The organism is Allobosea sp. FW305-C-101, from assembly GCF_058783685.1.
The window spans coordinates 113,266-136,611 of sequence record NZ_JBYSYT010000004.1 but is presented as its reverse complement, the minus strand read 5'-3'; the positions used below and the strand labels follow the sequence as shown (position 1 = coordinate 136,611).

36 protein-coding genes, 1 tRNA gene and 1 pseudogene are annotated in these 23,346 nt (G+C 62.2%); 21 read left to right on the top strand and 17 right to left on the bottom strand.

What is annotated here, in order from left to right; all coding sequences use genetic code 11:
* Window positions 1-3: 3 nt before the first annotated feature.
* The 14 genes from AC3WMA_RS18235 to AC3WMA_RS18170 form a co-directional block, all read right to left on the bottom strand.
* The gene (locus AC3WMA_RS18235) at window positions 4-1,359 is read right to left on the bottom strand and encodes a hypothetical protein (protein WP_492286767.1); all 1,356 of its coding nucleotides are present in this window, start codon (window positions 1,357-1,359) and stop codon (window positions 4-6) included.
* Window positions 1,349-1,639: a hypothetical protein gene (locus AC3WMA_RS18230; RefSeq protein WP_492286766.1), complete on the bottom strand. Its 291-nt coding sequence runs from the start codon at window positions 1,637-1,639 to the stop codon at window positions 1,349-1,351. The genes AC3WMA_RS18235 and AC3WMA_RS18230 overlap by 11 nt, the downstream gene beginning before the upstream one ends.
* A complete protein-coding gene (locus AC3WMA_RS18225; RefSeq protein WP_492286765.1) occupies window positions 1,623-1,796 on the bottom strand; it encodes a hypothetical protein in 174 nt (57 codons plus the stop codon). The genes AC3WMA_RS18230 and AC3WMA_RS18225 overlap by 17 nt, the downstream gene beginning before the upstream one ends.
* Complete coding sequence (locus AC3WMA_RS18220) at window positions 1,796-2,035, bottom strand: hypothetical protein (protein ID WP_492286764.1); 240 nt, start codon at window positions 2,033-2,035, stop codon at window positions 1,796-1,798. Before AC3WMA_RS18220 ends, AC3WMA_RS18225 begins: the two co-directional genes overlap by 1 nt.
* 220 nt (window positions 2,036-2,255) lie before the next feature.
* Window positions 2,256-2,837, bottom strand: coding sequence for a hypothetical protein (locus tag AC3WMA_RS18215; protein WP_492286763.1), 582 nt, complete (start codon window positions 2,835-2,837; stop codon window positions 2,256-2,258).
* Window positions 2,838-2,840: 3 nt separating this feature from the next.
* Window positions 2,841-3,110 carry a hypothetical protein gene (locus tag AC3WMA_RS18210; protein ID WP_492286762.1) on the bottom strand — a complete coding sequence of 90 codons (270 nt, stop codon included), beginning with the start codon at window positions 3,108-3,110 and terminating at the stop codon, window positions 2,841-2,843.
* Complete coding sequence (locus tag AC3WMA_RS18205) at window positions 3,107-3,481, bottom strand: hypothetical protein (protein ID WP_492286761.1); 375 nt, start codon at window positions 3,479-3,481, stop codon at window positions 3,107-3,109. Before AC3WMA_RS18205 ends, AC3WMA_RS18210 begins: the two co-directional genes overlap by 4 nt.
* A 573-nt stretch (window positions 3,482-4,054) precedes the next feature.
* Entirely contained in the window at window positions 4,055-4,993 is a 939-nt protein-coding gene (locus tag AC3WMA_RS18200) for a hypothetical protein (RefSeq protein ID WP_492286760.1), read from the bottom strand.
* A 602-nt stretch (window positions 4,994-5,595) separates the two neighbouring features.
* A complete protein-coding gene (locus AC3WMA_RS18195) occupies window positions 5,596-6,258 on the bottom strand; it encodes a DNA-methyltransferase (protein WP_492286759.1) in 663 nt (220 codons plus the stop codon).
* Window positions 6,255-6,629 (bottom strand): hypothetical protein, encoded by a 375-nt coding sequence (locus tag AC3WMA_RS18190; protein ID WP_492286758.1) that lies wholly within the window; start codon window positions 6,627-6,629, stop codon window positions 6,255-6,257. The genes AC3WMA_RS18195 and AC3WMA_RS18190 overlap by 4 nt, the downstream gene beginning before the upstream one ends.
* Window positions 6,626-7,162 carry a helix-turn-helix domain-containing protein gene (locus tag AC3WMA_RS18185; protein WP_492286757.1) on the bottom strand — a complete coding sequence of 179 codons (537 nt, stop codon included), beginning with the start codon at window positions 7,160-7,162 and terminating at the stop codon, window positions 6,626-6,628. Before AC3WMA_RS18185 ends, AC3WMA_RS18190 begins: the two co-directional genes overlap by 4 nt.
* 3 nt (window positions 7,163-7,165) lie before the next feature.
* The gene (locus AC3WMA_RS18180) at window positions 7,166-7,597 is read right to left on the bottom strand and encodes a hypothetical protein (RefSeq protein WP_492286756.1); all 432 of its coding nucleotides are present in this window, start codon (window positions 7,595-7,597) and stop codon (window positions 7,166-7,168) included.
* A gap of 391 nt (window positions 7,598-7,988) precedes the next feature.
* Complete coding sequence (locus tag AC3WMA_RS18175; RefSeq protein ID WP_492286755.1) at window positions 7,989-8,249, bottom strand: GapR family DNA-binding domain-containing protein; 261 nt, start codon at window positions 8,247-8,249, stop codon at window positions 7,989-7,991.
* Complete coding sequence (locus AC3WMA_RS18170; RefSeq protein ID WP_492286754.1) at window positions 8,246-8,461, bottom strand: hypothetical protein; 216 nt, start codon at window positions 8,459-8,461, stop codon at window positions 8,246-8,248. The genes AC3WMA_RS18175 and AC3WMA_RS18170 overlap by 4 nt, the downstream gene beginning before the upstream one ends.
* 28 nt (window positions 8,462-8,489) lie before the next feature.
* Between AC3WMA_RS18170 and AC3WMA_RS18165 the strand changes: the two genes are divergently transcribed.
* The 13 genes from AC3WMA_RS18165 to AC3WMA_RS18105 all read left to right on the top strand — a co-directional run bounded on the left by AC3WMA_RS18165 (window position 8,490) and on the right by AC3WMA_RS18105 (window position 14,341).
* Window positions 8,490-9,254, top strand: a complete 765-nt coding sequence (locus tag AC3WMA_RS18165; RefSeq protein ID WP_492286753.1) for a S24 family peptidase — start codon at window positions 8,490-8,492, stop codon at window positions 9,252-9,254.
* A gap of 64 nt (window positions 9,255-9,318) precedes the next feature.
* Complete coding sequence (locus AC3WMA_RS18160) at window positions 9,319-9,585, top strand: DUF7303 family protein (protein ID WP_492287096.1); 267 nt, start codon at window positions 9,319-9,321, stop codon at window positions 9,583-9,585.
* Window positions 9,585-9,890 carry a hypothetical protein gene (locus tag AC3WMA_RS18155; RefSeq protein WP_492286752.1) on the top strand — a complete coding sequence of 102 codons (306 nt, stop codon included), beginning with the start codon at window positions 9,585-9,587 and terminating at the stop codon, window positions 9,888-9,890. Before AC3WMA_RS18160 ends, AC3WMA_RS18155 begins: the two co-directional genes overlap by 1 nt.
* Window positions 9,890-10,108: a hypothetical protein gene (locus AC3WMA_RS18150; protein ID WP_492286751.1), complete on the top strand. Its 219-nt coding sequence runs from the start codon at window positions 9,890-9,892 to the stop codon at window positions 10,106-10,108. The genes AC3WMA_RS18155 and AC3WMA_RS18150 overlap by 1 nt, the downstream gene beginning before the upstream one ends.
* A 190-nt stretch (window positions 10,109-10,298) precedes the next feature.
* Window positions 10,299-10,550, top strand: a complete 252-nt coding sequence (locus AC3WMA_RS18145; RefSeq protein WP_492286750.1) for a hypothetical protein — start codon at window positions 10,299-10,301, stop codon at window positions 10,548-10,550.
* A complete protein-coding gene (locus AC3WMA_RS18140; protein WP_492286749.1) occupies window positions 10,547-11,044 on the top strand; it encodes a siphovirus Gp157 family protein in 498 nt (165 codons plus the stop codon). The genes AC3WMA_RS18145 and AC3WMA_RS18140 overlap by 4 nt, the downstream gene beginning before the upstream one ends.
* A complete protein-coding gene (locus AC3WMA_RS18135) occupies window positions 11,041-11,751 on the top strand; it encodes an RAD52 family DNA repair protein (protein WP_492286748.1) in 711 nt (236 codons plus the stop codon). The genes AC3WMA_RS18140 and AC3WMA_RS18135 overlap by 4 nt, the downstream gene beginning before the upstream one ends.
* On the top strand, window positions 11,748-12,152 hold the full coding sequence (locus AC3WMA_RS18130) for a recombination protein NinB (protein WP_492286747.1): 405 nt from the start codon (window positions 11,748-11,750) through the stop codon (window positions 12,150-12,152). Before AC3WMA_RS18135 ends, AC3WMA_RS18130 begins: the two co-directional genes overlap by 4 nt.
* Window positions 12,142-12,501, top strand: a complete 360-nt coding sequence (locus AC3WMA_RS18125) for an HNH endonuclease (RefSeq protein WP_492286746.1) — start codon at window positions 12,142-12,144, stop codon at window positions 12,499-12,501. Before AC3WMA_RS18130 ends, AC3WMA_RS18125 begins: the two co-directional genes overlap by 11 nt.
* 245 nt (window positions 12,502-12,746) lie before the next feature.
* Window positions 12,747-13,352, top strand: coding sequence for a hypothetical protein (locus AC3WMA_RS18120; RefSeq protein ID WP_492286745.1), 606 nt, complete (start codon window positions 12,747-12,749; stop codon window positions 13,350-13,352).
* On the top strand, window positions 13,349-13,504 hold the full coding sequence (locus AC3WMA_RS18115; RefSeq protein ID WP_492286744.1) for a hypothetical protein: 156 nt from the start codon (window positions 13,349-13,351) through the stop codon (window positions 13,502-13,504). Before AC3WMA_RS18120 ends, AC3WMA_RS18115 begins: the two co-directional genes overlap by 4 nt.
* 231 nt (window positions 13,505-13,735) lie before the next feature.
* A complete protein-coding gene (locus AC3WMA_RS18110; protein ID WP_492286743.1) occupies window positions 13,736-14,155 on the top strand; it encodes a hypothetical protein in 420 nt (139 codons plus the stop codon).
* On the top strand, window positions 14,156-14,341 hold the full coding sequence (locus AC3WMA_RS18105; RefSeq protein WP_492286742.1) for a helix-turn-helix transcriptional regulator: 186 nt from the start codon (window positions 14,156-14,158) through the stop codon (window positions 14,339-14,341).
* On the opposite strand, the gene AC3WMA_RS18100 is transcribed toward AC3WMA_RS18105, so the two are convergent.
* On the bottom strand, window positions 14,336-15,565 hold the full coding sequence (locus tag AC3WMA_RS18100; RefSeq protein ID WP_492286741.1) for a tyrosine-type recombinase/integrase: 1,230 nt from the start codon (window positions 15,563-15,565) through the stop codon (window positions 14,336-14,338). The genes AC3WMA_RS18105 and AC3WMA_RS18100 overlap by 6 nt on opposite strands.
* A gap of 172 nt (window positions 15,566-15,737) precedes the next feature.
* Window positions 15,738-15,827, bottom strand: a tRNA-Ser gene (locus AC3WMA_RS18095).
* 192 nt (window positions 15,828-16,019) lie between these two features.
* Between AC3WMA_RS18095 and AC3WMA_RS18090 the strand changes: the two genes are divergently transcribed.
* From AC3WMA_RS18090 to AC3WMA_RS18080, 3 genes and pseudogenes are all read left to right on the top strand, one after another.
* Window positions 16,020-16,340, top strand: coding sequence for a hypothetical protein (locus tag AC3WMA_RS18090; RefSeq protein ID WP_492286740.1), 321 nt, complete (start codon window positions 16,020-16,022; stop codon window positions 16,338-16,340).
* 82 nt (window positions 16,341-16,422) lie between these two features.
* A complete protein-coding gene (gene msrA / locus AC3WMA_RS18085) occupies window positions 16,423-17,079 on the top strand; it encodes a peptide-methionine (S)-S-oxide reductase MsrA (protein ID WP_492287095.1) in 657 nt (218 codons plus the stop codon).
* Window positions 17,080-17,195: 116 nt separating this feature from the next.
* Window positions 17,196-17,846, top strand: a pseudogene (locus AC3WMA_RS18080) (magnesium chelatase domain-containing protein); the annotation flags it as partial.
* 454 nt (window positions 17,847-18,300) lie between these two features.
* Here the strand turns inward: AC3WMA_RS18080 and AC3WMA_RS18075 are convergent.
* Window positions 18,301-18,801: a helix-turn-helix domain-containing protein gene (locus tag AC3WMA_RS18075; protein ID WP_492286739.1), complete on the bottom strand. Its 501-nt coding sequence runs from the start codon at window positions 18,799-18,801 to the stop codon at window positions 18,301-18,303.
* 124 nt (window positions 18,802-18,925) lie between these two features.
* Between AC3WMA_RS18075 and AC3WMA_RS18070 the strand changes: the two genes are divergently transcribed.
* The 5 genes from AC3WMA_RS18070 (at window position 18,926) to AC3WMA_RS18050 (ending at window position 23,117) form a co-directional block, all read left to right on the top strand.
* A complete protein-coding gene (locus AC3WMA_RS18070; protein WP_492286738.1) occupies window positions 18,926-19,234 on the top strand; it encodes a DUF6634 family protein in 309 nt (102 codons plus the stop codon).
* A 2-nt stretch (window positions 19,235-19,236) separates the two neighbouring features.
* Window positions 19,237-19,848: a hypothetical protein gene (locus AC3WMA_RS18065; RefSeq protein WP_492286737.1), complete on the top strand. Its 612-nt coding sequence runs from the start codon at window positions 19,237-19,239 to the stop codon at window positions 19,846-19,848.
* Window positions 19,849-19,928: 80 nt separating this feature from the next.
* Entirely contained in the window at window positions 19,929-20,858 is a 930-nt protein-coding gene (locus tag AC3WMA_RS18060; protein ID WP_492286736.1) for a DUF4357 domain-containing protein, read from the top strand.
* Window positions 20,851-22,761: an AAA family ATPase gene (locus AC3WMA_RS18055; RefSeq protein ID WP_492286735.1), complete on the top strand. Its 1,911-nt coding sequence runs from the start codon at window positions 20,851-20,853 to the stop codon at window positions 22,759-22,761. Before AC3WMA_RS18060 ends, AC3WMA_RS18055 begins: the two co-directional genes overlap by 8 nt.
* Entirely contained in the window at window positions 22,761-23,117 is a 357-nt protein-coding gene (locus AC3WMA_RS18050) for an antitoxin Xre/MbcA/ParS toxin-binding domain-containing protein (protein ID WP_492286734.1), read from the top strand. Before AC3WMA_RS18055 ends, AC3WMA_RS18050 begins: the two co-directional genes overlap by 1 nt.
* Window positions 23,118-23,346 lie beyond the last annotated feature (229 nt).

Sequence of the window (23,346 nt, the reverse complement as noted above, 5' to 3'; positions counted from 1 at the left end):
GTCCTAAAGTCGGATGCGCGACGCCGTGCTGTGGTCAGGCGGCGCGGGCAACCGCACCTGGCCGGGCTTGATCTTCGGCGTCATGTCGATCGCGGGCTCAGGAACCGAGCGCCACGACAGCGCGAGATAGCGAAAGGCGTCTGCGAGATGGCTCGTCCAGTCGTGGACCTCAGAGGCCCGGAAGGTCTTCTTCTCGTCGTCCCATTCGCGCCGATACTGCTCCAGCGCTGCCATGCCGATGCTCTCGGTACGGGGGTGGAAGACGCAGCGCGCCAATGTCGAGCGAGCGGCCTGGATGCCGTCCATCTTGCTCGCATCAGCGACAAGGCGAGGGTTCAGGCCGTGGGCAATCATGGCCTCCAGCCGCTGCGGCGCGCCGCTGACGGCCCAGACGCGTTGCTTGGCGTCGTGAGGAACGAAGTCGTAGCCGCCCTTCCAAGGCTTGCCGTGAACGACCTCGGCATAGTGATCCACGCCAACGCCTGATGCGGAATAGCAATCGAGGATAAGGATCTGCATGCCGACCACCTGAAACCACCAGATGGACGTGTCGTCTCTTACGCCGATGTCCCATGCCCGGTGGACGGGCTTGCCGGGGATCGGCTCAACCTCTTGAATGCGGTCTTCGCTGCGAACCGCCAGCATCTCGCGGGCGTAGAACGCTCCGAGGATGGCCGCATTGAACGAACACTCATATTCCTGCTGGAACTGCGCTCGGCCAAGGTCTTCGCCGTAGATTGCGACATACTCGGCCAGGCTTTCCTCAATCTGGGCTGGCGAGAGAGCGCCCGTGTGGTGCACGTTCGATATCTCGGCAAACCAGCGCGGGTTGTCCTTCGCCATCTGGTACATGGCGTGCGCATGATTGCGACCGCGGGGCGTGGTGATGAACGCCGCAACCCCGCCGTTCTCCTCCAGCATTGGCCGGTGGTAGGCCCATGCGCTGGGGTTGGCCAAAGCCCATTCCGAATAGGCGATGCCGACAGGGCCAGCGCCAACCGTGGCGTCATACCGATCCGAGCCGATGATCTGCCATGTCGACCCGCATTTGAGGCGGATGAACATCTCGGTATCGTTCGTGTTCTCCCTGATCTCAGGGGGGAAAGCCTCGTCAATCCTTCGCTTGCCGGTGTTCGCGTTGATCGCGGTCCAGATGGCTTTTCGGCCCTGGTTGTACTCGGGCAGGCAATGCCAGTACGAGCCGATGCGCTTGTGTGCCAGTTCGCAGAAGGCGCCTAGGACGATCTCGTCTTTGCCCCAGCGACGATGGGCTATCTCGATGGCGCGCGCGGATGGTGTGTTGACGAGGTATTCATGGAAGGCCTGCTGATACCAGCGGACCCTGCGCTCAATCTCCACGGCGCTCGTACACGGTCTTGAAGGCGATCTGGACCGGGCCGCCGTCTTCGCCTGTCACCTGCATGGGCAAGACCTTGCCCAACAGAGCCATGAACGGACCGGGGTTGGCCTTTGCCTGCGTGGTCAGATAGCCAATGAGGCCTTCCTTATCGCCAGCTTTCTCAGCGGCCTGAAGAATGGCGTCCTTGAGCAAGGCTGTGGTCTTGTTGGGCACGCCCTTGGGACGGCCGGGGCCGGGGCCGGGCAGGTTTGCGGCGCTTTTTTTAACTGCGGCGGTCATCGTTCCGCCTCTTGGCCTTCAGGTGCTGGTAAAGCGCGTTGTTCGCGAATGCCTCTTCTCGATCCAGCACTCGAATGACGCGCTTGTGGTCACCTCTCACGAAATCGAGCCGGATGAAGTCCACGACGATCTTGTCGCCTTCGACCCTCATGCTCATCACGCAGCCCCCGCCATGATGATCGAAGGCTTGTGCTTGGCCTTGATACCCGCGAGCTTGGCGGCCCATTCCTCGGCCGTGGGTAACGGCTCATCGAGCTTGAACGAAACCAGCGTCGGCATGAGCGCCGTGCCAGAGCCACCGAGCTGCCAGCCGTGAATGCCGCTTCGCAGCAGGTCCGTGCGATAGACGACGCGGTCGATCGACGCGAGGTCGTGGGTGATCTGTTCAAGGGTCATGGGGCTCTGTCCGTCTGAGGGACTGCAAACAAAAAGCCCGGCAGCCTTTGGGGCTCCGGGCGGGAAATTCTTTACCGGCTCAGGCACGAGCACGGCAACTTAGCGTGGGCATCTAGCGCTGAGACGAAAGCGCCCGGCCATCTCTGACACGGGCGCAAAACCTCACTGTGCAAATCAGTAGCCGATGGCATGATTATCGTCAAGTGGTGCCATTTGGCATTCACAGGCGGAGGCGATTGGCGATGACATTGAGAGCGCAGCGGAAGGCGCCTAGCTCCACATCGTTCGTAGGATCACGGTCACTGACACAGATGCGGGTCAAGATGCGGTTGCCATCGTAGAGCATGCCGACATCGGCCAAGGCGTCTTGCAGCTCGCGATAGGCTGAGCGAATGTCTGCTGTGCGCTCTTCCTCGGTGCGCATGATCTCGTCTGCGATGCGGCTGTCTGTTGGCGCAGGATCGCGGTCGCGTTGGAACTCCAGGTCCAGCTTGACCATGTTGGCCAGCGGGCTCGTGAAGTTCGGCAGCGTGCCGGTGATATGCTTCATGTGGCGGATGGTGCGCGTCATGTATATCTCGGCTGCACGATGCTGGCGGCTGTCGATCTGTCCGCCGAGGAAGAGACGGCCGAAAGCGTAGCCTGCGAACTGCGATGCGTTGCCCCTGCGATGGGGCTGGGCAAGGGCGACAGCCATGATCTTCTCCGGCTTCTCCGCTTTGGGCTCGCGGTAGGAGTGGACGATCTGCCCGCTGGGATAGCGGGGGACATTCTGCTTCGTGGCCGGGCCTGCCTTCGCCATGGTTCAGTCCTTTTCGATGAGGGAGCGGATGTCGTCGCGAACCTGTCGAAGCTCGTAGGCAACCACGGTGTCGGTCACATCGAATTCGGGGTCGGTGTCGCTATCCTCGAAATCCAGAATGCGAGCCGTGATGCGCTTCGCCGCCTCCTCCAGCTTGTCGTTCTGTGCCTGGGTGATGGCTTGGGTGATGAGGGGGATAGCCTCTGCCTCAGACGGCCAGCGAACCTCCAAAAGGCTTGCCAGCAGCTCCTTCGCCCTCTCTGCGCTCGTCATGGGAGGAGATCTTTTTTTGTGGCATCCGCGAGCTGACTGCCAGAACCTTCCAGCGCCTCGTCTATGACGCGCCGAAGTTCGCGCAGATCTTCCGCCTCGAAGACGAGGAACAAAGCTTCCTCGTTGAAAGAACCGTCGCGCCCGTAAGCATCGTTGATTGGGTAGCTCGCTCCGCTTTCCAGCATCTCGTCGAGGCGGTTGAACCACTCGCCGCTGTCGTATGCCGCAATGCTCTGGAGATCTCGCTGGACGAAGTCCCGCTCCAGTGTTTCGCCCTTGACATGGAGCGTGCCGAACGACCAGCGCTCGGCCTCGCAGAACAGCGTGCCTTCCGGCAGCTTCCTGAATTCATCGAGACGGTACACCCTCATGCTACTCGCTCCTGTTCGGGTTGGGGGTGGTGGGATCGGGCTTACGACAGGCGCCGCTCTGCCAAGTGCCGCCAACACGGACACACTCGACGGAGGAATCTCTTCGGCTTGGATCGAAAATCGTGCAGGTCGTCAGGCTGGTGCAGACAATCGTCCAAAAGCCCAGCCAGAAAATCATGTCGCGCCTACTCACCCTACCGCCCTCCTGGTATGAGAGGATTTTTGGAGTTGGCATCCGCTAGGTTCTGGCCAGTGCTCTCAATAGCGCTGAGCCTGAGTACCCCGACTTCCTCCAGCAGAGCTTCGTCCACCGCTGCGTCGTGGAACGTGTAATAGGCTGGTTCGCTACTCGCGCGGCGCCGCTGAACCCGAGCGCGAACGCGATCAACCAAGTCAGCTAGAGGCATTGCCTGTGGGTCGTGCTCGCTCAATTCAACGTCCTCGGGATTTTCACGCGTGATATCTCAACCCAGCCCCCGCCAGCGTCCTTCTCCCAAAGAATGCGCCAGACACCATCAGAGGTGATTTTGCGAAATCTCTTGGTCAATCTTTGAATGCCATCCCTAATCTCACTCATGCCGCGCGCTCTCCCTTGTTCCAGGTGTCGAACTGCTCGTCAGGGCTGGGAACCACGCGCTCCGAAAGCTCCTCACGGAAGATGGCGCGAGCCTCGTCAGAGAGCTGATAGCTGCCATCTCGGAGCTTGGCGGCAGCCTTGGCCACCTCGCGGTCACGCTCAGCCCTGAGAGCCTCAGGCATGGCTTCACGATCGACGACTGTCTCTCCGGTCGAGGGCTTGATGCCGAACCTCTCGCGGGCTGCATCGGCTTGGGCTTTGCGACGGGCCAGAGCCTCGGGGCTGTCGTCGGGCTCGAAATCCTTGGCCGGTGGCGGCAGGCACTCGCTCTTGCGGATGTGCTCCGCGAGGAGACGGCGCCCGCTGGTCTGGGCCTCCAAATCCTTCTGCACATCGTGCCAGGTGGGCCACCACTGGCCATCAGGACGATGCGGCCAGTTCTTGAGGGTCATGAGGACGATATCGGCCGGGAAGCGCTGGAGGTGCTCCAGCCAGATCATGCCCTCGGCTTCGCGGTCTGCGTCCGTGCGCTGGTCTCGGCCTCGGGTCATGATCCGCAGCGTGTAGAGCGCCGCTCCGATATCCTCCTCGCTGGCCGGACGAAGGGCAAACTCAACGGCGGACAGAGCCTCATTCCGCTGGGATGCCGTAGTGCATGCCCAGCTCGCCGTCTCGGTTATCGAATACGCCGGCCCGTTGGCGGGAAACATCATTCGACGCCCGAACACGGGACGCCGCCCGCTGATACGCTCCAAGCAGGCTTCCATCCGAGCGTTGGTTTCCTGCGGGGTAAGCTTGGCGAGGGCGAAGGCGGGCTGCGTACTTGCGGGCAGCATTCCTGAGCGTAGCTGGCCAATCGCATTTGAGGCCGCGGCTCCCAGGGACGCCGGTCCAGAAGTCTCCGAATTCGGCGAAACATTCGTCGCAGTGGTCATCGGTCATTCCCAGATTTTGCTTGCACCAGTCCCGCTCGTCATCGCCGGGGAAGCCGGGCGGTATCCGGCAACCCCTCGCTGCGTTGGGCGGTGGTTTGGGCTTGGCGATGGGGGGGAGGAGTTCGCCGGTCAGCGGCAAATCGGCCGGCTGGGGCTCCACCGAAGAAGCTTTAGCTTCTGAGGTGGTGGGGTATGTAGTTATATTAGGTTCTGGTTCCGCGTGCGTAGGCGCGTGCTGAATATCGCGCGAGGGCGTAACGGAAGTAACGTTACTCTCGTTACTCGTTACGGCGTTACGGGCCGCCTTTTGACGGGCGCGAAACTCAGCCTGCCGCTCAGCATTCGACTTCGCAGAGCCACGCTTGGCCTCGTCCATCTTCTCGATGGCAAGCAACGCCTGATCCAGCGTGAAGCCAGCGGCCATCATGCCTCGGATCGCTTGGGCCACGGCAGCACTCATCGCGCGACCCCGCATTCGCAGCGCCACATAAGAACGGACCAAGCGCCATGCGTTGGGCCAAGGTCAGCGGCGATCATCCAACCGCGACGGTGGAAGGAATCGACATCGCCATGCCGCACATACTGAAAGGTGCCTGTGCGCGTCATAGCTGCATGGCCTCCTGAACGGGCTGTGGGGCAGGCGTCAGGTCGAGGCGGGGGCGCTTCAGCTCGTCGGCAATGCGACGGCAGGCGATATCGAAGTACCGGGGCTCTAGCTCAATGCCGGTGAAGGCTCGGCCAAGCTGAACGCAGGCAACTCCGGTGGTACCCGAGCCCATGTAAGGGTCGAGGATTGTCTTGGCCTTCGGAACAAATCCGAGCGTCCAAAGCATGAGCGCAAGCGGCTTCTGGGTCGGGTGGCCAAATTCAACGCGGCCAACATTTCCGTCCCAGCGTTTGCTAGGTCGATCGAGATTGGTCCATGCCGTCTCGAAGTCAGCCATGGTCGGAACAGCGTTCAGCTTGTTCCACATGAGCCAGCAGCGCGCCGGGGGTAGGTCGAAGTATTGGCCGCCCCAGAAGACAGCGGCGTCTGAATGGTCGACGAGAGCCTGCAAGGTGGCCTCCGCAGGCGCGGTGGCGTCCCAAGTCAGCATCTCTTTAAATCCAGCCTTTGCGCCCCAGGTACCGCCCTGCATCTTGTCGCCAAGCCCATAAGGTGGGTCAGTCACAACCGCGTCCACGCGCGGCAAGCCCGGCAGGATCTCGCGGCAGTCACCGAGATAGAGCGTCACGGAGTCGGACAGGTGCTCCACGCGGCTCATGCGGCCTCCTTCGTCTCGTAGACGAACACGCGGCAGAAGCCGGGCTCGACATCAGAGCCGCGCGCTACGGTCGCTGTGTGGGTGTGCTTATCGTCCGCGACGATGCCGGCCGGCTTCTTCAGCCAGTCCTCGACGGCCTTGATGCGGTTTGTGATGTCGCCCCGCATCTTGAGCGGGAGCGTGATCTGGATATCGAAGGCGCCCTCGAATCTCGGAAAGCCGCCCTGAGGTTTGCTGAGCCACGCGAAGTTGAGCGCGGTCTTGGACCACGTCCGATAAAGCTTCGTCCTCACGCGCCCTTTCCCTGGAACATTTGCGTAGAGCTTGTTCGTGCTTGGCGGCAGAGGGAGGTTGAGGACGAGCACCTTCATTGCTCGCGCCCTTCCTGCGCCTTGGCTTCGACCTCGGCGGAGAGCGTGCGCATCAGCGCAGCAAAATCCTGATCCTCAGACATGAGGAACTTGATCTTCCTGAAGCCGCTGAGGACGGTCGTGTGGTCACGGCCGCCGATGCGATGGCCAATGCTCGGAAGCGATAGTCCGGTGTGTCGCCGCATGAGCCAGTAGGCCATCTGGCGAGCGCGGACGAGCGGTGCGTGACGGCTTTCGCTAATGAGAGCGACGCGGTTATAGCCCGTATGTTTCGCCACGATATCAAGGATCATCGAGGCGGCGGAGGCCCGAACGGAGCCCGGCGAGGCCAAGCTCAACCAGTCGCGGATAGCCTGCTCCCTCTCGTCGATCGGCGCAGGCTCCGGTTCCGGTTCAGGTGGCGCTACAACGACAGGCTGGGGGGCCTTGGCTGGCTTCGGCGCAGGTTTGCCGTAGAACTGCGCGCGGAGAGCCCGCCTTGAGGCGAGCAAGTCTGCCGCGTCGGTGAACTCTTTGACCGGGACGAGGCTCATGGCTTACGCCTCCCCGCAATCAAGGAAATTGCGCGCTTGGCTTGCCAGCCTACGGAGGCGAGCCACTTCCGACCGATTGCCTTCCGGATCGACACTAGCCAGCCGCGCAGCATAGAGTTCCATCGTGTTCGCATGGTTCTGGATGTCCCGAGTGATGATGCGCTCAGCGATGCGGGCGCGAGCGGCTTCCAAAGCGTGGATCTCGTCAGCGAGAACAGCGCGGGCTTCCCGGTTCCAGAGAGCGCGAGCGCGGCGGGCGTTGATGCCGATGAATGCCGCCGCCCTCGGCAATGCCGACTTGAGCGGGAGCTGTGGTGCAACGAACTGGAGCACGGCGCCGATATGGGCGCGTGCCTGGATGGCTATCGTCATGTCAGGCTTACTCGACTGATAGACCTTGGCTGATCCAGCCAAGCGGTTGGTCTGAGCTTCCATGTGCGCGGTCCTTCGAAGGGCGACGTTGAGGGCGTCACCGGACGAAGGAAGGACGGCTCATGGAGCGGCTTGGAGACATCGTGGCGCGGGTTCTTGCAGGGGTTCGCGCTACGATGGATGGAGAAATGGCAGGCGAGGCGGCGGGGGAGGACGCCGCCTCGCCACTCGCGCAGCGGCTGGGGAGTAAGGACCGCGCGAGGGTGGGTGATGCTCATCCGCGAAGCTCCAGCAGGCGGATGGCGAAGAACGCCACCGGGCTGGACGATAGGATCAGCATGAAGCGATAGGCGGTCATGCGAGGTCATCCTTCGCAGCAGCCAGAAGGCCAGCGAGAACGACACCGATGCAGGCGCCAAGGGAGAGGCAGACGAACGAGCCGATGATGGTCATGTCAGGCAGCCTCACGTGCATGCGTGTGCGAAGCGTCGTGGGCCGCGAGATACGTGGCGACGAGGCCTTCGCGCTCTTCGATGACATCGGCGCCGAGCTTGGCGCGCTTGCGGATGATGGCGATGGCCGCGCCCATGGCGGTCTTGTCGCCGCCGTCAGCCTTCTCCTCCGCGTAGACCTCGCGGATGACTTCCTTGATCTCGTCGATCTCGGTCAGGAGATGGAGAATACGCTCCATGCGGTCTTTGGCTTGACCGCTCATGCCGCCACCTCGGATTGGGGCTTGGCGATGGGGCGCGACATGAAATCGGTCACGCGCTTCATCGTCTGGCTGCGGGGCTCCCGGTTCTTCTTGCGGATATCGAAGACGAAGCGGGGGTCACCAGCGGCCATCATGCCGAACCTGGTGGGGCTCATGCCGGTGATGGCGAGATATCGCTCAATCTCGGCGCGAAAGGCGTCTGGCGTGCTCATGCCCTCCTATCTATAGGACTATTCCTCTTTGCGCAAGATATTTCCTATTGGCGGTTCCTACGAACTGCGCGCTATGCCCGTGCGCATGGATTCGGTGCGTAAGCTGCTGTCTGGTTTGATCGCGGATCGAGGGCTTAACCTCTCCGACGTGTCGAAGAAGCTCGGCAAAAATCACGCCTACATGCAGCAGTTCATCAAGCGCGGCATTCCTGAGAAGCTGCCAGAGGACGTGCGCTCCAAGCTGTCGGAGATGTTCGGCATTGATGAGCACCTGCTCGGCGCGCCGCTGCGACAGGCACAGGCGCAACCCCAGACGCTGGTTGTGGGCAGCCCGCCGTATTTGAAGGAATACGCGGTCAAGGGCGGCGGCGCCTATGGCGGCGGGGTGCTTGACGATGGCGACTGGCAGCAGGGCGGCGAGCCGTCGCAGGAAGTCATTGCGCAGTGGGCATTGCCGCCGTCCTACGTGCGCAACGAGCTGAACCTCTCCTTCGACACGGCGGACATCATCTCGGTTCGCGGGGACTCGATGGACGATGGGTCCAAGTTTGGGCTCAGCTCAGGCGACCGTGTGATTGTTGACCGCGCAGACCGCGACCCCAGCCAGGGCGCTATCTTTGCCGTCTGGGATGGCAGTGGCGTTATCGTCAAGCAAGTTGAGCCCGTGCGCGGCTCCGACCCGCTACGCATCATCTGCAAGTCACTGAACTCGCGCTATGAGCCGTTCGAGCTGATTCTCGACGAGAACGCGCATATCATCGGCCGGATCGCCGCCAAATTCTCCCGTATGTGACCCAATAGGAATGAGCAGGAAAAATCCTCTCGCATCCTATTGACATAGGAATAGGACTTATCCTATCTTCTCCTCACAAGCCGAGGAGAGGCCCATGAACGCCTATTCGCAGACCTTCATCATCGAAAAGAACGTTCCGCTCCCTGATCAGCGTGGCCGGGGCGCCAACAGCAAATACCCATTCGCTCGAATGCAAGTCGGAGACAGCTTCCTTTTTATGGGGCCTTCGACACGTATTCGTTCGGCCTGCGCCGTCTCCGCAAGGCGTCATAGTCGACGTTACTCGGTCCGCGCAGAAGGCAATGGCTACCGCGTCTGGCGGGTGTCGTAATGTCCCCCGTCCCCTTCGAAATTCAGGATAGCGAGCTGAACGTCGGCCCCGTCGCGCTCTGCGCTGACTGGTGCATCGCCATCGAAGGCGACGGCGGCTCGTTCGAAATCACCCATGTCTGGGTCGACGGCAAGCGCGCTGACGAGTGGGAGAAATCCCTCGCCAAGCGCTGGTTCGACGGCGATCTGGCTTCGGCCAAGTCCCGCGTTCGCGCCAAGTACGAAGCATCCCTTCCCGACGATGGCCAGAGCTACGCCTACACGGCGCCGGCTGAGCATCGGTCGATCTGGCAGGCGGTGGCGTGATGGAGGTCAAGAACGGAACCACCGTGCATCGCATCTGGAAGACCCTGCCTGACGCCGAGTTGCGGGCAGTTTTCCAGTATGAGTCCGAAGCGAAGACCTTTTGCCGGGCCATTATCGAGGAGCAGCCCGAAGGGTGTTTCTTGGTCTGCGTCGACCACTACAAGGGCGCGATGTCCTGCTTCCACAAGGCGGCGGACATAGAGGCGGCGCGGCAATGACGCCCCTCATTCGCCGCGCCCTCATCCTCTGGCGAGCATGGCGCGCTCGCAAGGTAATCGGTCCTCAGATCGAGGCTTTGCGCCAAGCAATCGAGAGAGCCCGCAAGGCCCACAAGCCCCGCTCTCATCTCCTCCGCCGCCTTCGTGACGCCCGCTGCGCTCAACTGCGCATGGAAATGGGGATCAAGCAATGAGCACCCAAATCGAAGCCCTGCTGCCGAGCGCCATGGAGCGCTTCTGGGATGCCGATGGCGGCAACGAAGCTGGCGTTCGCGCTGTCCTGTCCGGCCTGATCGACGATCAGGGCAACGACGTGTCCGCCGAGGTCATCGAGTGGTCTGCCCGTCAGGCTCTTGAGGAGTACGCCCGCATCACGTCACCGGCCAAGGCTGCCGCACTGGCGGGAGAGTTCATCACCTCGGCTCTGAGGGGTGCGCGATGAACCCGCAGCTTGTGTTCCGCGTCGTCCGAGAGATCAGCGACCTCATCGCCGTCTATCCCGAACTGGAAGAGGACGAGACGCTTCGTGCCGACGTTCTCGAAGGAGAGACGGACATCAACAACGTCCTCGCCAAGCTCGTTCAGGAGCGCGAGGCGGCCTATGCGATGGCCGAAGGCGTCAAGGTCCCCGTCAACGATCTGAGGGAGCGCAAAGCTCGCCTTGAGCGTCGTGGCGATGGCTATGGCGAGGCGATTGAGCGCGTCATGGCGGCAGCCGGCTTGTCGAAGGTCACGCTGCCGAGCGCCACCATCTCGGTAAGCCAAGCGGCTCCGTCTGTCGTCATCGAGGACGAAGATTCGATCCCCGAGCGCTTCATCCGCATCAAACGCGAGATCGACAAGACCGCCATCAACGCCGCCGTGAAGGCTGGCGAGGAAATCCCCGGCGTCGTCGTCAGTAATGGCGGATCGCGCCTCACCGTGAGGGTGAAATGACCTTCAGCCCAGAACAGATCGAACAGCTCTCCGCGAAGCTCGACTCCTCGCACGTCAAGTCGCGAGAACAGGCAGGCCGCAAGCTCTCGTACATCGAAGGCTGGCATGCCATCGCGGAAGCCAACCGCATCTTCGGCTATGATGCCTGGACGCGCGAGACGCTCGAAATCCGCATGGTCGCGGAAGGCGCTCGGAAGATCGGTCGCCCCCCGAACCAGCGCGCCGGCTTCGGCGTGTCCTACATCGCGAAGGTCCGCGTGATCGTCGATGGCGTGGCGCGTGAAGGTATCGGCGCGGGCCATGGCGTGGATGCCGACCTCGGCCTTGCCCACGAAAGCGCGATCAAGGAAGCCGAGACGGACGCGATGAAGCGCGCCCTGATGACCTTCGGCAACCCGTTCGGCCTCGCTCTCTACGACAAGACGCAGGAGAACGTCGAAACACATTCCGCGCCGTCCGGCCGGAACGCGACCCCCGCTGTTCCTCGCACTTCCAGCGGAACGGTCGCGCCCCTTTCGAAGCTAGGCGAGACGTACAAGTCCGTCATGCTTACCGCCAAGACCAAGAACGATCTTGGCGCTTGGATGAACGCCAATGCCGACGAGCTGAAGGAAAAGCTCGGAGAGGTTGAAGCGTCTGTGATCCGCACGATGGCGGCGGCCCGTTATCCGAACCTGCCGGAAGGCCAGCAGGAGGCCGCGGAATGAGCCGCGCCCTTGTCATCCTCGATAGCCCTATGGCTCGCCAGCGCGCCTCGTCCTGGGTCATGAAGGCGCCGCACGGCACCCGCTGCGAGTTCAAGGCCAGCAAGCGCAGCCTCCCGCAGAATGACCGCATGTGGGCGATGCTGACAGACATTGCCCGGCAGGTGCCGTGGCACGGCCTGACGCTGAAGCCCGATGACTGGAAGCTGATTTTCCTCGATGCGCTCAAGCGCGAGCTGCGCGCTGTTCCGAATTTGGACGGCACCGGCTTCGTCAACATCGGCCGCTCGTCGTCTGACCTCACCAAGCAGGAGATGACGGACCTGATCGAGCTGATCTTCGCTTTCGGCGCGAAGCATGACGTCGTCTTCTCTGACGACCGGGAGGCCAGCCATGCGGCGTAAGCGCTCAGACACCGCCCGGCGCGCCATCTGGGAGCGGTTCAACCGCATCTGCCAGATGTGCTTCCAGCCGACCGACGAGCGCGGCTACGACCTCGATCATCATATCCCGCTGGAGATCGGCGGAGACGATAGCGACGACAACCTTCGCCCGCTTTGCCGGCCGTGCCACCGGCTGAAGACCAAGGGCGATGTGACCGACATCGCGAAGGCCCGTCGCCGCCAAGATCGCCACACCGGCACACATCAGCCGCGCGGAGAACTGCAATCACGAGGCTTCGACAAGAGGCCACCGCAGCGCAGTGCGTCGCGCTTCCTCGCCAAGCTTCTGCCACCTCGGAGGCTCGGATGATCCCGGCCCGCACGCTCAAAACCCTATCCCGCGTCATCTCCAAGGACGCCTCTCGCAACCTTAAGGGCCGAGCGAAGAAGCGCCGTCTCGTCACGGCTCGCGAGCTGAAGGCCATCGCACGGCAGATCGATGCTGTTTCTACGGAGAGAAGGACATGAACGCCCTCGCCATCACAGCCAAGCTCGCCGCCTTCAGCTTCTTCATGGGCTCTGTCGGCGCCTTCATCTCGATTTGGGGGGCGTGAGATGCCAACCGGATACACCGCAAAGGTTGAAGACGGCTCGGTCACCGAACTACGCGACTACATGCTGATTTGCGCCCGTGCTTTCGGTGCCCTGGTCATGATGCGCGAGGACCCGATGGACGCGCCCATCCCGACGAAGCTGGAGCCTGATACCTGCTATTACGATAGGCGCATCACGGAGCTCGCGGCGGAAATTGCCAAGCTATCGACCATGTCGGCGGACGATGTGCTGACGGAATCTCTTGCCGCAAACAACGAAGCGCGGCGGCGTCACCGTGAGTATGAGGCCGAAGATAAGCGGCGCCTGGAGCGTCATCGCGCGATGGCGGCCAAGGTCGAGAAGTGGCGCCCGCCCACTCGGGAGCACGTCGAATACAAGCAGTTCATGCTCCAGCAGCTTGAGGTGTCCTCTCGGCATCTCGGCAGCACGCTTGATCTGCCCGCAATGCCCATCGGCGAAGAATGGCGCACGAAGCGTCTTTCCGATCTCCAGTCGCAACTGGCTCAGAACCACCGGAGCCGAGACGAGGAGATTGAGCGCACGGGTGGCCGCCAGAAATGGCTTGACGCCCTGTTTGCATCTTTGCCGGAAGGAGACTCGGCATGAGCACGACCATCATCGCCCTCTCGATAGCCATCACGTTCGCGGCCTGCCTGATCCGCTTTGCGGTCTGGGTGATGTTCCGGCGAAAGGTCGAGATAGATCCCCTCTCCGAGCCTCATGGAGATGTGGTGAATGCTCCTAGGAGGTCAGTGTGAGTGGGGGCATCCGCGAGATTCCCCAAGAGCCTCCGACCGCTCCGCTGAACGGCAAGCAAATCAGTTGCTCGACCTGTGACGGTCACGGCATTCGCTCGGTCTGGTCATTCGGTGGCGTCAAAGAGCCTGACGAGTGCCCAGACTGCGGCGGTAGCGGCCGGAACTGGCAGTATCCGCGCGGCGCAATCGCTCGGTACTACGGCGGGCCGCTCATCGGACGGGAGCCCCGCCATGACGCTTGACCCTCAAGCCCTGACGACGGCTGCGCTCTGGGAAGCAAAACACTCGTACTACATGACCGTGGGCAATTACCACGCTAGCGATTGCCACCACAGCGTTCGCTCTTGGGCCGAGTTCATCGAGAACATGGGCGAGAGCGACTTGGACCTGAACTATGTCGTCCGCTGGGATTGGCTGGAGGACGACGAGTTCAACGGTGACGCAAACTACCGCAACGGTCGGTTGCTGATCCAGTTCGTTGGACAGCGCAAGGCGGCGCTCTGGTCCTACGAGGTGAGCGTCTGCCGCGCCGACGAGCCTCGCGTTCGCGAGTGGCTTCAACCGCGCTTCGCCTATGCCATGGCTCTATGGGCGCCATTCGTGCTCGCGGATGCCAACTCCAAATCCCCCATACAGGCAAGGGAAGAGTAGATGGGCAACCGTCTCATCGACCTGAAAGAGGTCAGCCACAAGACATCGGTCGGCAAGTCCTGGATCTATGCCGAGATGAGGGAAGGGCGCTTTCCGAAGCCGGTTAAGCTTGCCGAGCGCTGCGTGCGCTGGCGCGAAGCGGACATCGACAAATGGATCGAGGACAAGTTCGCCAAGGCATCATAGCGCGGGCAGCAGCCGATCAGCAGGGGGCGAACCCTCCATCAGAAGATCGGCCCAAATCTGCGCAAGCTCGCCACGGCGCTGGATATGCAGAGCGCGGTTATAGGCGCCCTCAACCTGGTCCTTCGGAGAGTGCGCCAGCATCAGGTCAATGACCTGTCTGTCCTTTGGGTAGCGTTCGTTCATCACGGTCGAGAAAGTCGAGCGCCAGCCATGGGCAACATGACGATCCTTGTACCCGGCCTTCGCCAACATCAGCCGCATTGCACCCTCGGTCATGGGCTTGTGCGCGTTGCGATAGTTCGGGAAGACGAGCGGGCCGTACTTGGTCAGCGTACGAGCGGCCTCGATGATCTCTATGGCTTGGCGAGACAGCGGCACGACATGATCCCGCGCCGTGTCGGTCTTGTACCGGAGCGCGAGCTTCATGCGCTGAGCGGGGATCGTCCAGAGCGTCGCGCCTTGCGGGAGTTCGGACCACGGCAAGCCAAGAATGACACCGGGTCGAACGGCAGTCAGCGCCAGCAGGCGGTGCGCCAGTTTGGTCAGCGGGTGGCCGGACATCATCTCGAAGCGCTGGACCAGCTCGCGCGCATCGTCGAGCGTCGTGACGGCTGGCTGCCGACCGCGAACGAATGGGGTGAGGGCGCCAGCAACGACAAGGGCCGGGTTTTGATCTGCCTTCCCCGACGCAATGGCGAACGCGAAGATCGCAGCGATGCGCTGCCGCAGGCGCCGCGTCGTCTCGAACGATTCGCGGGCTTCAACAGCGCGAAGAGCCGCCAGCACATCGGGTACGGTGATGTCCCGAACCGGGTATCCGCCGATTGTCGGGAAAACGTCCCTGACGAGAGAGGCCAAGATGTCGTCAGCGTGGACGGCGGACCAGCGCGGCGTGTTGGTTCGGTGCCATTCACGGCCGATGACCTCAAAAGTCTCGGTCGATTGCTGGCCAGTCGCAAGGCGCTTCTGCTTTTTTGCGATGCTCGGATCGCGGCCTTCCGCGAGAATCGCCTTCGCCTTGTCTCGCGCTGTGCGGGCTTCAGCGATTCCAACACCCGGGTATTTTCCGAGCGTCAGCAATTTCTCTTTGCCGCCGATCTCGTATCGGAATCGCCACGATTTTCCGCCTGCCGGGCTGACGAAAAGGTGCAAACCGCCGCCATCGGCCAGCTTGTAAGCCTTGTCGGATGGTTTAGACTTGCGGATAGCAGCGTCGGTCAGCACAGCCAGGGGCTCCGAAAATACCCGGTTTCGTGCTTGATTTACCCGGAAATATACCCGATAATCAACTGGATTGACGGCGACGCTTGCGCACTGGTGCGCACCAAGTTCGGCCCTAACTCTCTAGGAAACAACCCGAAAACTGGAACGGAGAATACCGTGCTGGAAGCTGCGATGGCGGACAGGGCGGGATTCGAACCCGCGATACGGTTTCCCGTATACACACTTTCCAGGCGTGCGCCTTCAACCACTCGGCCACCTGTCCGGCGCGCTGCTTATGACTGCCGGCCCGCCATCTTTCAAGGCCCGAGATGCAGGGTTTTGCACAATCGCGGTAAATCGTGCCCACCCGGTTGCGATCTCCGGCGGGCAAGGCCACATCTGGTGGCTTGAGCCGGCATGCCGGCCGACGGCACGCGGCGCAGCCTGTCGCGGCGGATGCGACAGGGAGCGGGTGGTGCGGTTTCTTCTCCGGTTGATCGGGTATCTGGCCGTCGCTGCCGGCTTCGTCGCGCTGGTGATCGACGGTGCCAGGTCGATCGCGAACGCTGGTCTGCGCTTCACGCCGGTCGGCGAGGTGCTGAGCGCTGTCATCCAGGAACGCTATCAGCTCATCCAGCCGACGATCGAACGCAACATCCACCCCTGGCTCTGGGACCCGGTCCTGCTGACGGTCCTGCGCTCGCCTGTGGCCCTGGCCGCACTGCTGTTCGGCTTCGCGTTGCTCTGGCTGGGGCGGCGTCCGCAGGAGGCTATCGGCATCGTCACGCGTCGGTGATGGCGCGTCCGCATTCCCACCCCTGTCCGAACGGGCTCCAGGCGCTTACATAGGCGTCGAGCCCGAACGAACGGAGCCAATGATGTTCTCCCTGCGCAAGAAGACCGAGATTCCGACTGCCGCCGAGGCGCTGCCTGGCCGCCCCACGGCGATCCGCACCGCCGAAACTCATTTCGTCAACGGCCGCCCGCTGGCCGGTCCCTACCCGGAAGGACTCCGCAAGGCCGTCTTCGGCCTCGGCTGCTTCTGGGGCGCCGAGCGCAAGTTCTGGCAGAGCGGCGAGGGCATCTGGGTCACGGCCGTCGGCTATGCCGGCGGTTCGACGCCCAACCCGACCTATGAGGAGGTCTGCAGCGGCCTGACCGGCCATACCGAAATCGTCCTCGTGGTCTTCGATCCCGCCAAGATCGCCTATGAGGATCTGCTCAAGATCTTCTGGGAGAACCACGACCCGACCCAGGGCATGCGTCAGGGCGGCGATATCGGCACGCAGTATCGCTCGGCGATCTACACCTATGACGCCGAGCAGCAGGAGGCGGCCGAGCGCTCGCGCGCCGAATACGCCAAGGCTCTGGCCGCTGGCGGTTACGGCCCGATCACCACCGAGATCCGCGCGGCGCCGACGCTCTATTTCGCCGAGGACTACCACCAGCAGTATCTGGCGAAGAACCCGGGCGGCTATTGCGGCTTGGGCGGCACCGGGGTCGCCTGCCAGATCGGCCTCGGCGTCGAGGCCTGACGACAAGGGGAGGCATTGCCTCCCCTTTTTTTTTGCCCTGTTGAGTTCCTGATATGTTCTTGCGTTGCTGCTGAAGCTTCGCTAGCTTTCCCGTGGGGCAGGGGAGCGAAGCCGAAATGGTGGCGCGGGTCGCGACGGTGGCGTTCGAAGGCATCGAGGCACGCGCCGTCGACGTTCAGGTCCAGATCGCGCCGGGCGGCGTCGCCTTCGTGCTGGTCGGCCTCCCCGACAAGGCCGTCGCAGAGAGCCGCGAGCGGGTGCGTGCTGCACTCCTTGCTTCAGGGCTCGCCCTGCCAGCCAAACGCGTCACCGTGAACCTAGCGCCGGCTGATATGCCCAAGGAAGGCAGCCATTACGATCTGCCGATCGCGCTTGCCGTGATGGCGGCGATCGGAGCGATTCCCGCCGATGCCCTCGCGGGCTATGCGGTGCTCGGCGAACTCGCGCTCGACGGCTCGATCGCGCCGGTCGCGGGCGTCCTGCCCGCGGCGATCGCGGCCTACGCGAAAGGGCAGGGGCTGATCTGCCCGGCGGCTTCGGGCCCGGAAGCGGCCTGGGCGGCGGCCGATATCGACATCCTGGCGCCACGCTCGCTGATCCAGCTCGCCAATCACTTCAAGGGCACGCAGGTGATGGCCAGGCCCGAGCCAGCGGTGGCGCGTCAGGCCGGGCCCTTGCCCGATCTCGCCGACGTCAAGGGTCAGGAAAGCGCGCGGCGCGTGCTCGAGATCGCGGCGGCCGGCGGGCACAACCTTCTGAGGTTTGGGTACATTTCTGACCGCGCCGTAAGCGCCAGATATCATTAATGTATTCGGCCGGTCAAAAGGATTGACGGCGCAGTTCTTTTTCGCGAGCTTCGACGGGCTGGGGATGGCCTTGCGCTGCCCCCTAATTCAGCTCCGGCCTAACAGCGCATAGCCAAAAAGTGAGGAGCGTATCCACCTCTTCACGAGCAAGAACTGAGCTTCTCTAACGTGTGAGAGGTAACTTACCGGCGTACATGTCCTGCCTTGGATCGGCGACCTCGTTTGGAATGTCGAAGAAGCCGTCCGACTTCGCGTGCACCGCTATCGCATGGCTTCGTATGATCTGACGGTCCAACGGTCTGTCGGCCAGGCGGCGGCGATCGAGACTAAACGGGCCGCCCGGGCATTATATGATCCCGGAATGCTGGTAACGATTTCTTAACACTTCCCACGGATAGTGTGGGGCATGAATTCCTCAGCGCTTCGTGAGGAACTCGTCTGAGAACCACTCGATCGCCGCGGAAGCTATGATCTCCCTCGACCAGCCGGCTCTCACGGCGCGGTCCACCACCGAGCGTAGGGACGGGTCTAGCGCCCGCTTGGCGCCTTGCTTGCTCGTGTAGTCTAGTGGTGTTTCTGGGTTTGGCGAGGGAATGGATGCCCTCAGCATGTCCGTGAGAATGTGCGCGAGGAAATCTGGGGGGCCTATCCGCACCCAGTTTTCAACCGTCCGGATGTGGATCCGATAAGCCCGCGAAAAGCTGGCCTGGGTGTAACCCAGCTCGCCCAGCATCGCTTTAAAGGCTGCCCCGTCCATCCACCAACCCGTTGCGTTGCGCAAACCGCGAGCTTCGTTCGGCACTGGTAGTGCCCGACACGTTCCGCAGTTCTCGGGCAGACTGCAAGCTCCAGGGTTAATCAGTCCTTGCTGATCAACAGCTGAGTCCTTCGGTTGCATTAAGGATTTGAGTGCCAATCCCACACTCCATGTGGGATCGCGTCCGGATCGCGGGCAAGGCGAGCGCGCTCTCCCCCTCCACATCCACACACGTCGACCGCACCATATGCTGGTGTCGGTCCTATAACGCCTCGAGGACCCTATGGCCTTCAATGATGCGACGACACGCGAACATGCCCTGGAGAGAATTGAGCTCCTTCGGACCTTAAGCTGGGATTTGGCTGCCATCTTTGATGGCGGGATGCCCACCACTGAGCAGCTCCGAGAGGCACCGCTTCTGCGCGATCACAAATTCGCGGAGCACCAAGTGACATGCATAGAGGGCGTCGTTGTTGGCCACCCGCTTCTGGGAGACGGCCGCAGGATCAAAACGTCCCAGATCTTCTGCGTTGATCCCAGCATGCGGTGGATCAGGTCTCTATCACGGTTCTATCGCTTGGAAGGCGCATAGCCATGAAGTTGCGGTCGTCAAAGGCAGCTGGATCGTTCTGCTGCGCCAAGCTCGGCAGTTTTGAGCTGCTCATCAATATCGAAGCTGACCCGCGCATCCACAGCTTCTGCGAGTTCGACTTCCATGCCGAGCTCCCTCCAACCGAGGCCAGTGAGTTCGGCTTTCTCGCCGCTTACTTCCTTCGCCACCAGGCCGGGAGGTTTGTCATTTGTGCGGATCCGCTGCTGGATAGCCGTTTATCTCGCCTGAGAGACAGCTGGGACAAACTCGACTCCGCGCTGGCGCAAAAGGAGACGTGGCTCTTCGCGGTCGATCCCGAGAAGCTGCGCCAGGAACCCGGCTGGCATAATGCTTTGGAACTCGCCAGGTGCGCCCAGGCTGAAATCGATATCGAGGATGAGGAACGGGTCCGGCAATATGTCCGGAGCGTTGGCCGGTGCACCATCCGCGAGGTCATGAAACTCTGCCGCGCGAGCGCGGACTCATTTGACGCGATCCTGAAGCTGATCGCTTCGGGCATCCTGGTTTGCGAAGACGAATTCGAGCTCTCGCCCGGCAGTCGTGTCGGCCCGACGTCTCCTCATTCTCCGACTGGGTCTCTCGGCTGGTTCTAGCCGACACTTCTTCCTCTGACAGTTGCGTAGCGTGGCATCGGCCGCTCCAGGCGGCTCGGTGCGCTTCGGGAGTGCCGAATATGAATTCCGACTGTCCCGAGCCCAGGCGACCAAAGGCCGTTCAGGTCTCACTCGAAGGCCCGGACGCGCTAGGCCCATCTGTCAGGCGACTCGCAAACAGCTCGGCCATTGCGGTGACCTTCCCAAGAGATGCGCTTAAGAGGGTCTCGGCCTGGCCAGAGCTCAGCCGCCGCGGTGTCTATATCCTCATAGCGCCAGCCGCCGGCGACCACGCATTCAGAGTCTATGTCGGACAGGCCCAGAACGTCCTGCAGCGGCTCAAGAAGCACGAGCGCAATCGGGAGTTTCCGCGATACTTGCAGGTTGCGGTCGTCGTCAGCACCGACGATCAGATGCGGGGCGATGTCGCCTTTTATCTTGAGCAGCGGATGATCCAGGCCCTGGTGATGGTCGACATGGTCATGGTCGAGAACCGATCGCTCCGCTTCCCGACGCTGCACGAAGCCGATCAGATCGTCGCCGAGCAATTTTTTCGTGACGCGCTGCTGCTGCTCGGTCCGGTCGAGCCCATGGCCGCGATGGTCGCCTCGACCATCGCCAGCCTGGAACGCAGGAATGAGCTGTTGGACCTGAATGCGCACCGAGGCCGGCCGTTTTTGCAGAGCGATGTCATCTATGAGTTCCGCAGGGACGGGTGCCAGGCTTTCGCGATCCATACCGAGGGGCGCCGTATGCGTGTGCTCGCTGGCGCCAAGATCCTCGACGAAGAGCATTGTTCGTTGCCGCTTCGATACCGACAGCTTCGCGACCGTCTCCGCGCCGCGCAATCCCTGGTGCGGGGCCCTGAGGATGGCTGGTTGATCCTGCTCACGGACGTCGACCTGAACTCTCAGCTCGGGGCTGCCGACTTCGTCGCTGGCCGCCGCATGTCGGGCACACGGCTCTGGAAACTCGCTGATTTTACCTTCGAGGACGAAGCAGATGTCTGAGTCTGACCTGCCTGAGCTCCTCATCGACGATGACGATGTGCCAATCGAGGGGACGGCCACCTTGTCTCGCCCCAAAGGTCTCCGGGACCGCTTCATCAACGGAGGCCTGAAGCCGGCCGCGCTCCTTCCGCGCTTGATGCTGTGGGCAGCTTGTGGCGCCATACTTCGGCGGGAGATCGAGATCCGCAAGATGATGGTCATCGTCATCGGAGTACCTGCGGGGGGCTGGGCCGATTGCTGTCTTGAAGCTGCGAAGGCCTTGTTTAGCCGTGCCGTGCTGGTGTCGGCTGACAAGAGCACAAAGGCGGGGGAATATGCAGTTTCGGATCTCGACTTGCGTCTCGCGGTCTCTGCTGGACAATCGTTGGTGATCCTGAGCTCGAATGGGTTGGTACGCATCAGCCCTGCGGTTCAGGCGTCGGTCGATCATCACGTCCAGCTCCTGCCTCCGACCTCAGCCATGATCGGCGCGACCATTCGCGCGACGTATGGCAACAAGAGCGTCTCGGGCGTGCCGAAGCTCGTCGGGCAGAATGTGCCCGCGAGCGCCATCTTGGCTGCGATCAGGCCTGGAGAGAATGCAGCGCGGACAGTGGCGCGCCTGGTCGACCTGGACAGGTGGTTCACTGATAAGGCGGCTGCTGGCGTGTCAGCGGGGCCAACGCTCTTGGAGCTGCATGGATATGGTGAGGCGAAATCTTGGGGCCTCGATCTGGCAGCAGATATCGCAGCCTACCGTGCGGGGCAATTAAAGTGGTCGGCAATCGGTGGCGCTGCTGTCCTTCATGGGCCCCCCGGATGCGGAAAGACGTACTTCGCCTCAGCGCTCGCCCGGAGCTGCAATATGCACCTGGTGACCACCAATCTCGGAGCGATGTTCAACACAACCCAGGGCTACATCCACGACATCGTCCGGCAGATGACGGATGCCTTCAGCGAGGCTCGCAACAAAGCACCGAGCCTCCTTTTCATCGACGAACTGGATTCGATCCCGGACCGAGCCACGCTCCATCAACGCAACCGCGACTACTGGACGACGATCATCAATCACTTCCTGAAGCTCATCGACGATAGCCGCGAAGGTGTCGTCGTGCTCGGGGCGACGAACATGATCGACCGGATCGATAGCGCGATCTTGCGAGCAGGCCGCTTGGAGCGTCATTTCGAGATTGGGCGCCCCGCCGAGGCCGACCTTGTCGGCATGTTCCGGCTTCACCTGGGTGATGACCTCCCGGGTGCGAATTTGGAGACACTGGCTCGGTTCGCGTCCGGGTCGACGGCCGCAGAAGTCGAGTTGTCAGTGAGAAGCGCGAGAGCGACTGCACGACGCGCCGATAGAGATTTGGCGCTGGATGACCTCTTTGATCAATTCAATCGCGAGGACGTCTCGCCCGATCTCCTTTGGCGAGTTTGCATTCACGAGGCTGGGCACGCGGTGATGGCGTCAGTCTTTGGTCGCCGAGTTGAACTCGTCTCGGCTATGAGGAACGGCCCAGCGGGAGCGCGGGCTGTCTTTGCCGGGCTGGAGGGCGGCGCGACACGCGAGGACCTTGAGAACGATGTTGCCATCAGCCTGGCCGGGCTGGTTGCGGAACGGCTCGTCCTGGGATCGGCATCGACCGGCTCGCACGCTGACCTGGCAGTCGCGACACGGATGCTAGCCGCGCTGCATGGATCTTTCGGATTGGGCGCGAGCCTGGCCCGAAGGATCGCCCCCGACCGGGCAGAGGAATTGCTGGATGAGCGGACGTTCCGCGAGCTCATCGACGATGAGCTTCAGAATATCGAAGGTCGTTGCTCCGAGTTTCTCACGGACAGACTCTCTCAGTTGCACACAGTCGCGGAGGCCCTGCGCACCAAGCGGGTATTGGGGGCTGCCGAGTTCGCCGAGCTTGTCGCCTGATGACCTTCGAGGAGAAAAGGGCTCTGGTCCGCGCCGCCCTCCAGATATTCCACAACTGGAAAGTCGATGACGCCCGAGCGTGCCGGATACTCGGGATCGCACGATCCGGCCAGTTCGCGGTTTTGCAGGAAGGCTCCATCGACGGAGTGTCTGCGGACGTCTTCGATCGCATGGCGCTGATCCTAACGATCCATACCAGCCTCAGAATATGGTTTCGTGATCCGGCTCGCGGCTATGGCTGGATGTATCGCCCCAACCTCGTTTTCGACGATTGGGCTCCAATCCAGATGATCGAAACGGAAGCCGGCGCGCGCCGGCTCAAAGCATATTTGGATGCGAGCATCGTAGCTGGCTGAAGGTGCATTCGCGGGCGGCAGGCAACATACAGAGTGTGGCTACCCAGCGATGACCGGTGCCGCACCAAACTGCCTTCAGCGCCTGCCGGCGCTTTGATTCACACAACGGAGGCTGGCGTGAGAGTTGTGTCGCGCGCGTTGGCAATTTCGTTGGATGAAGAGCGACTCCTCGCAGCATGGCGCATGATGGGGCCGAATGCGCTTCTCGAAACGATCGACAGCTGCGTGA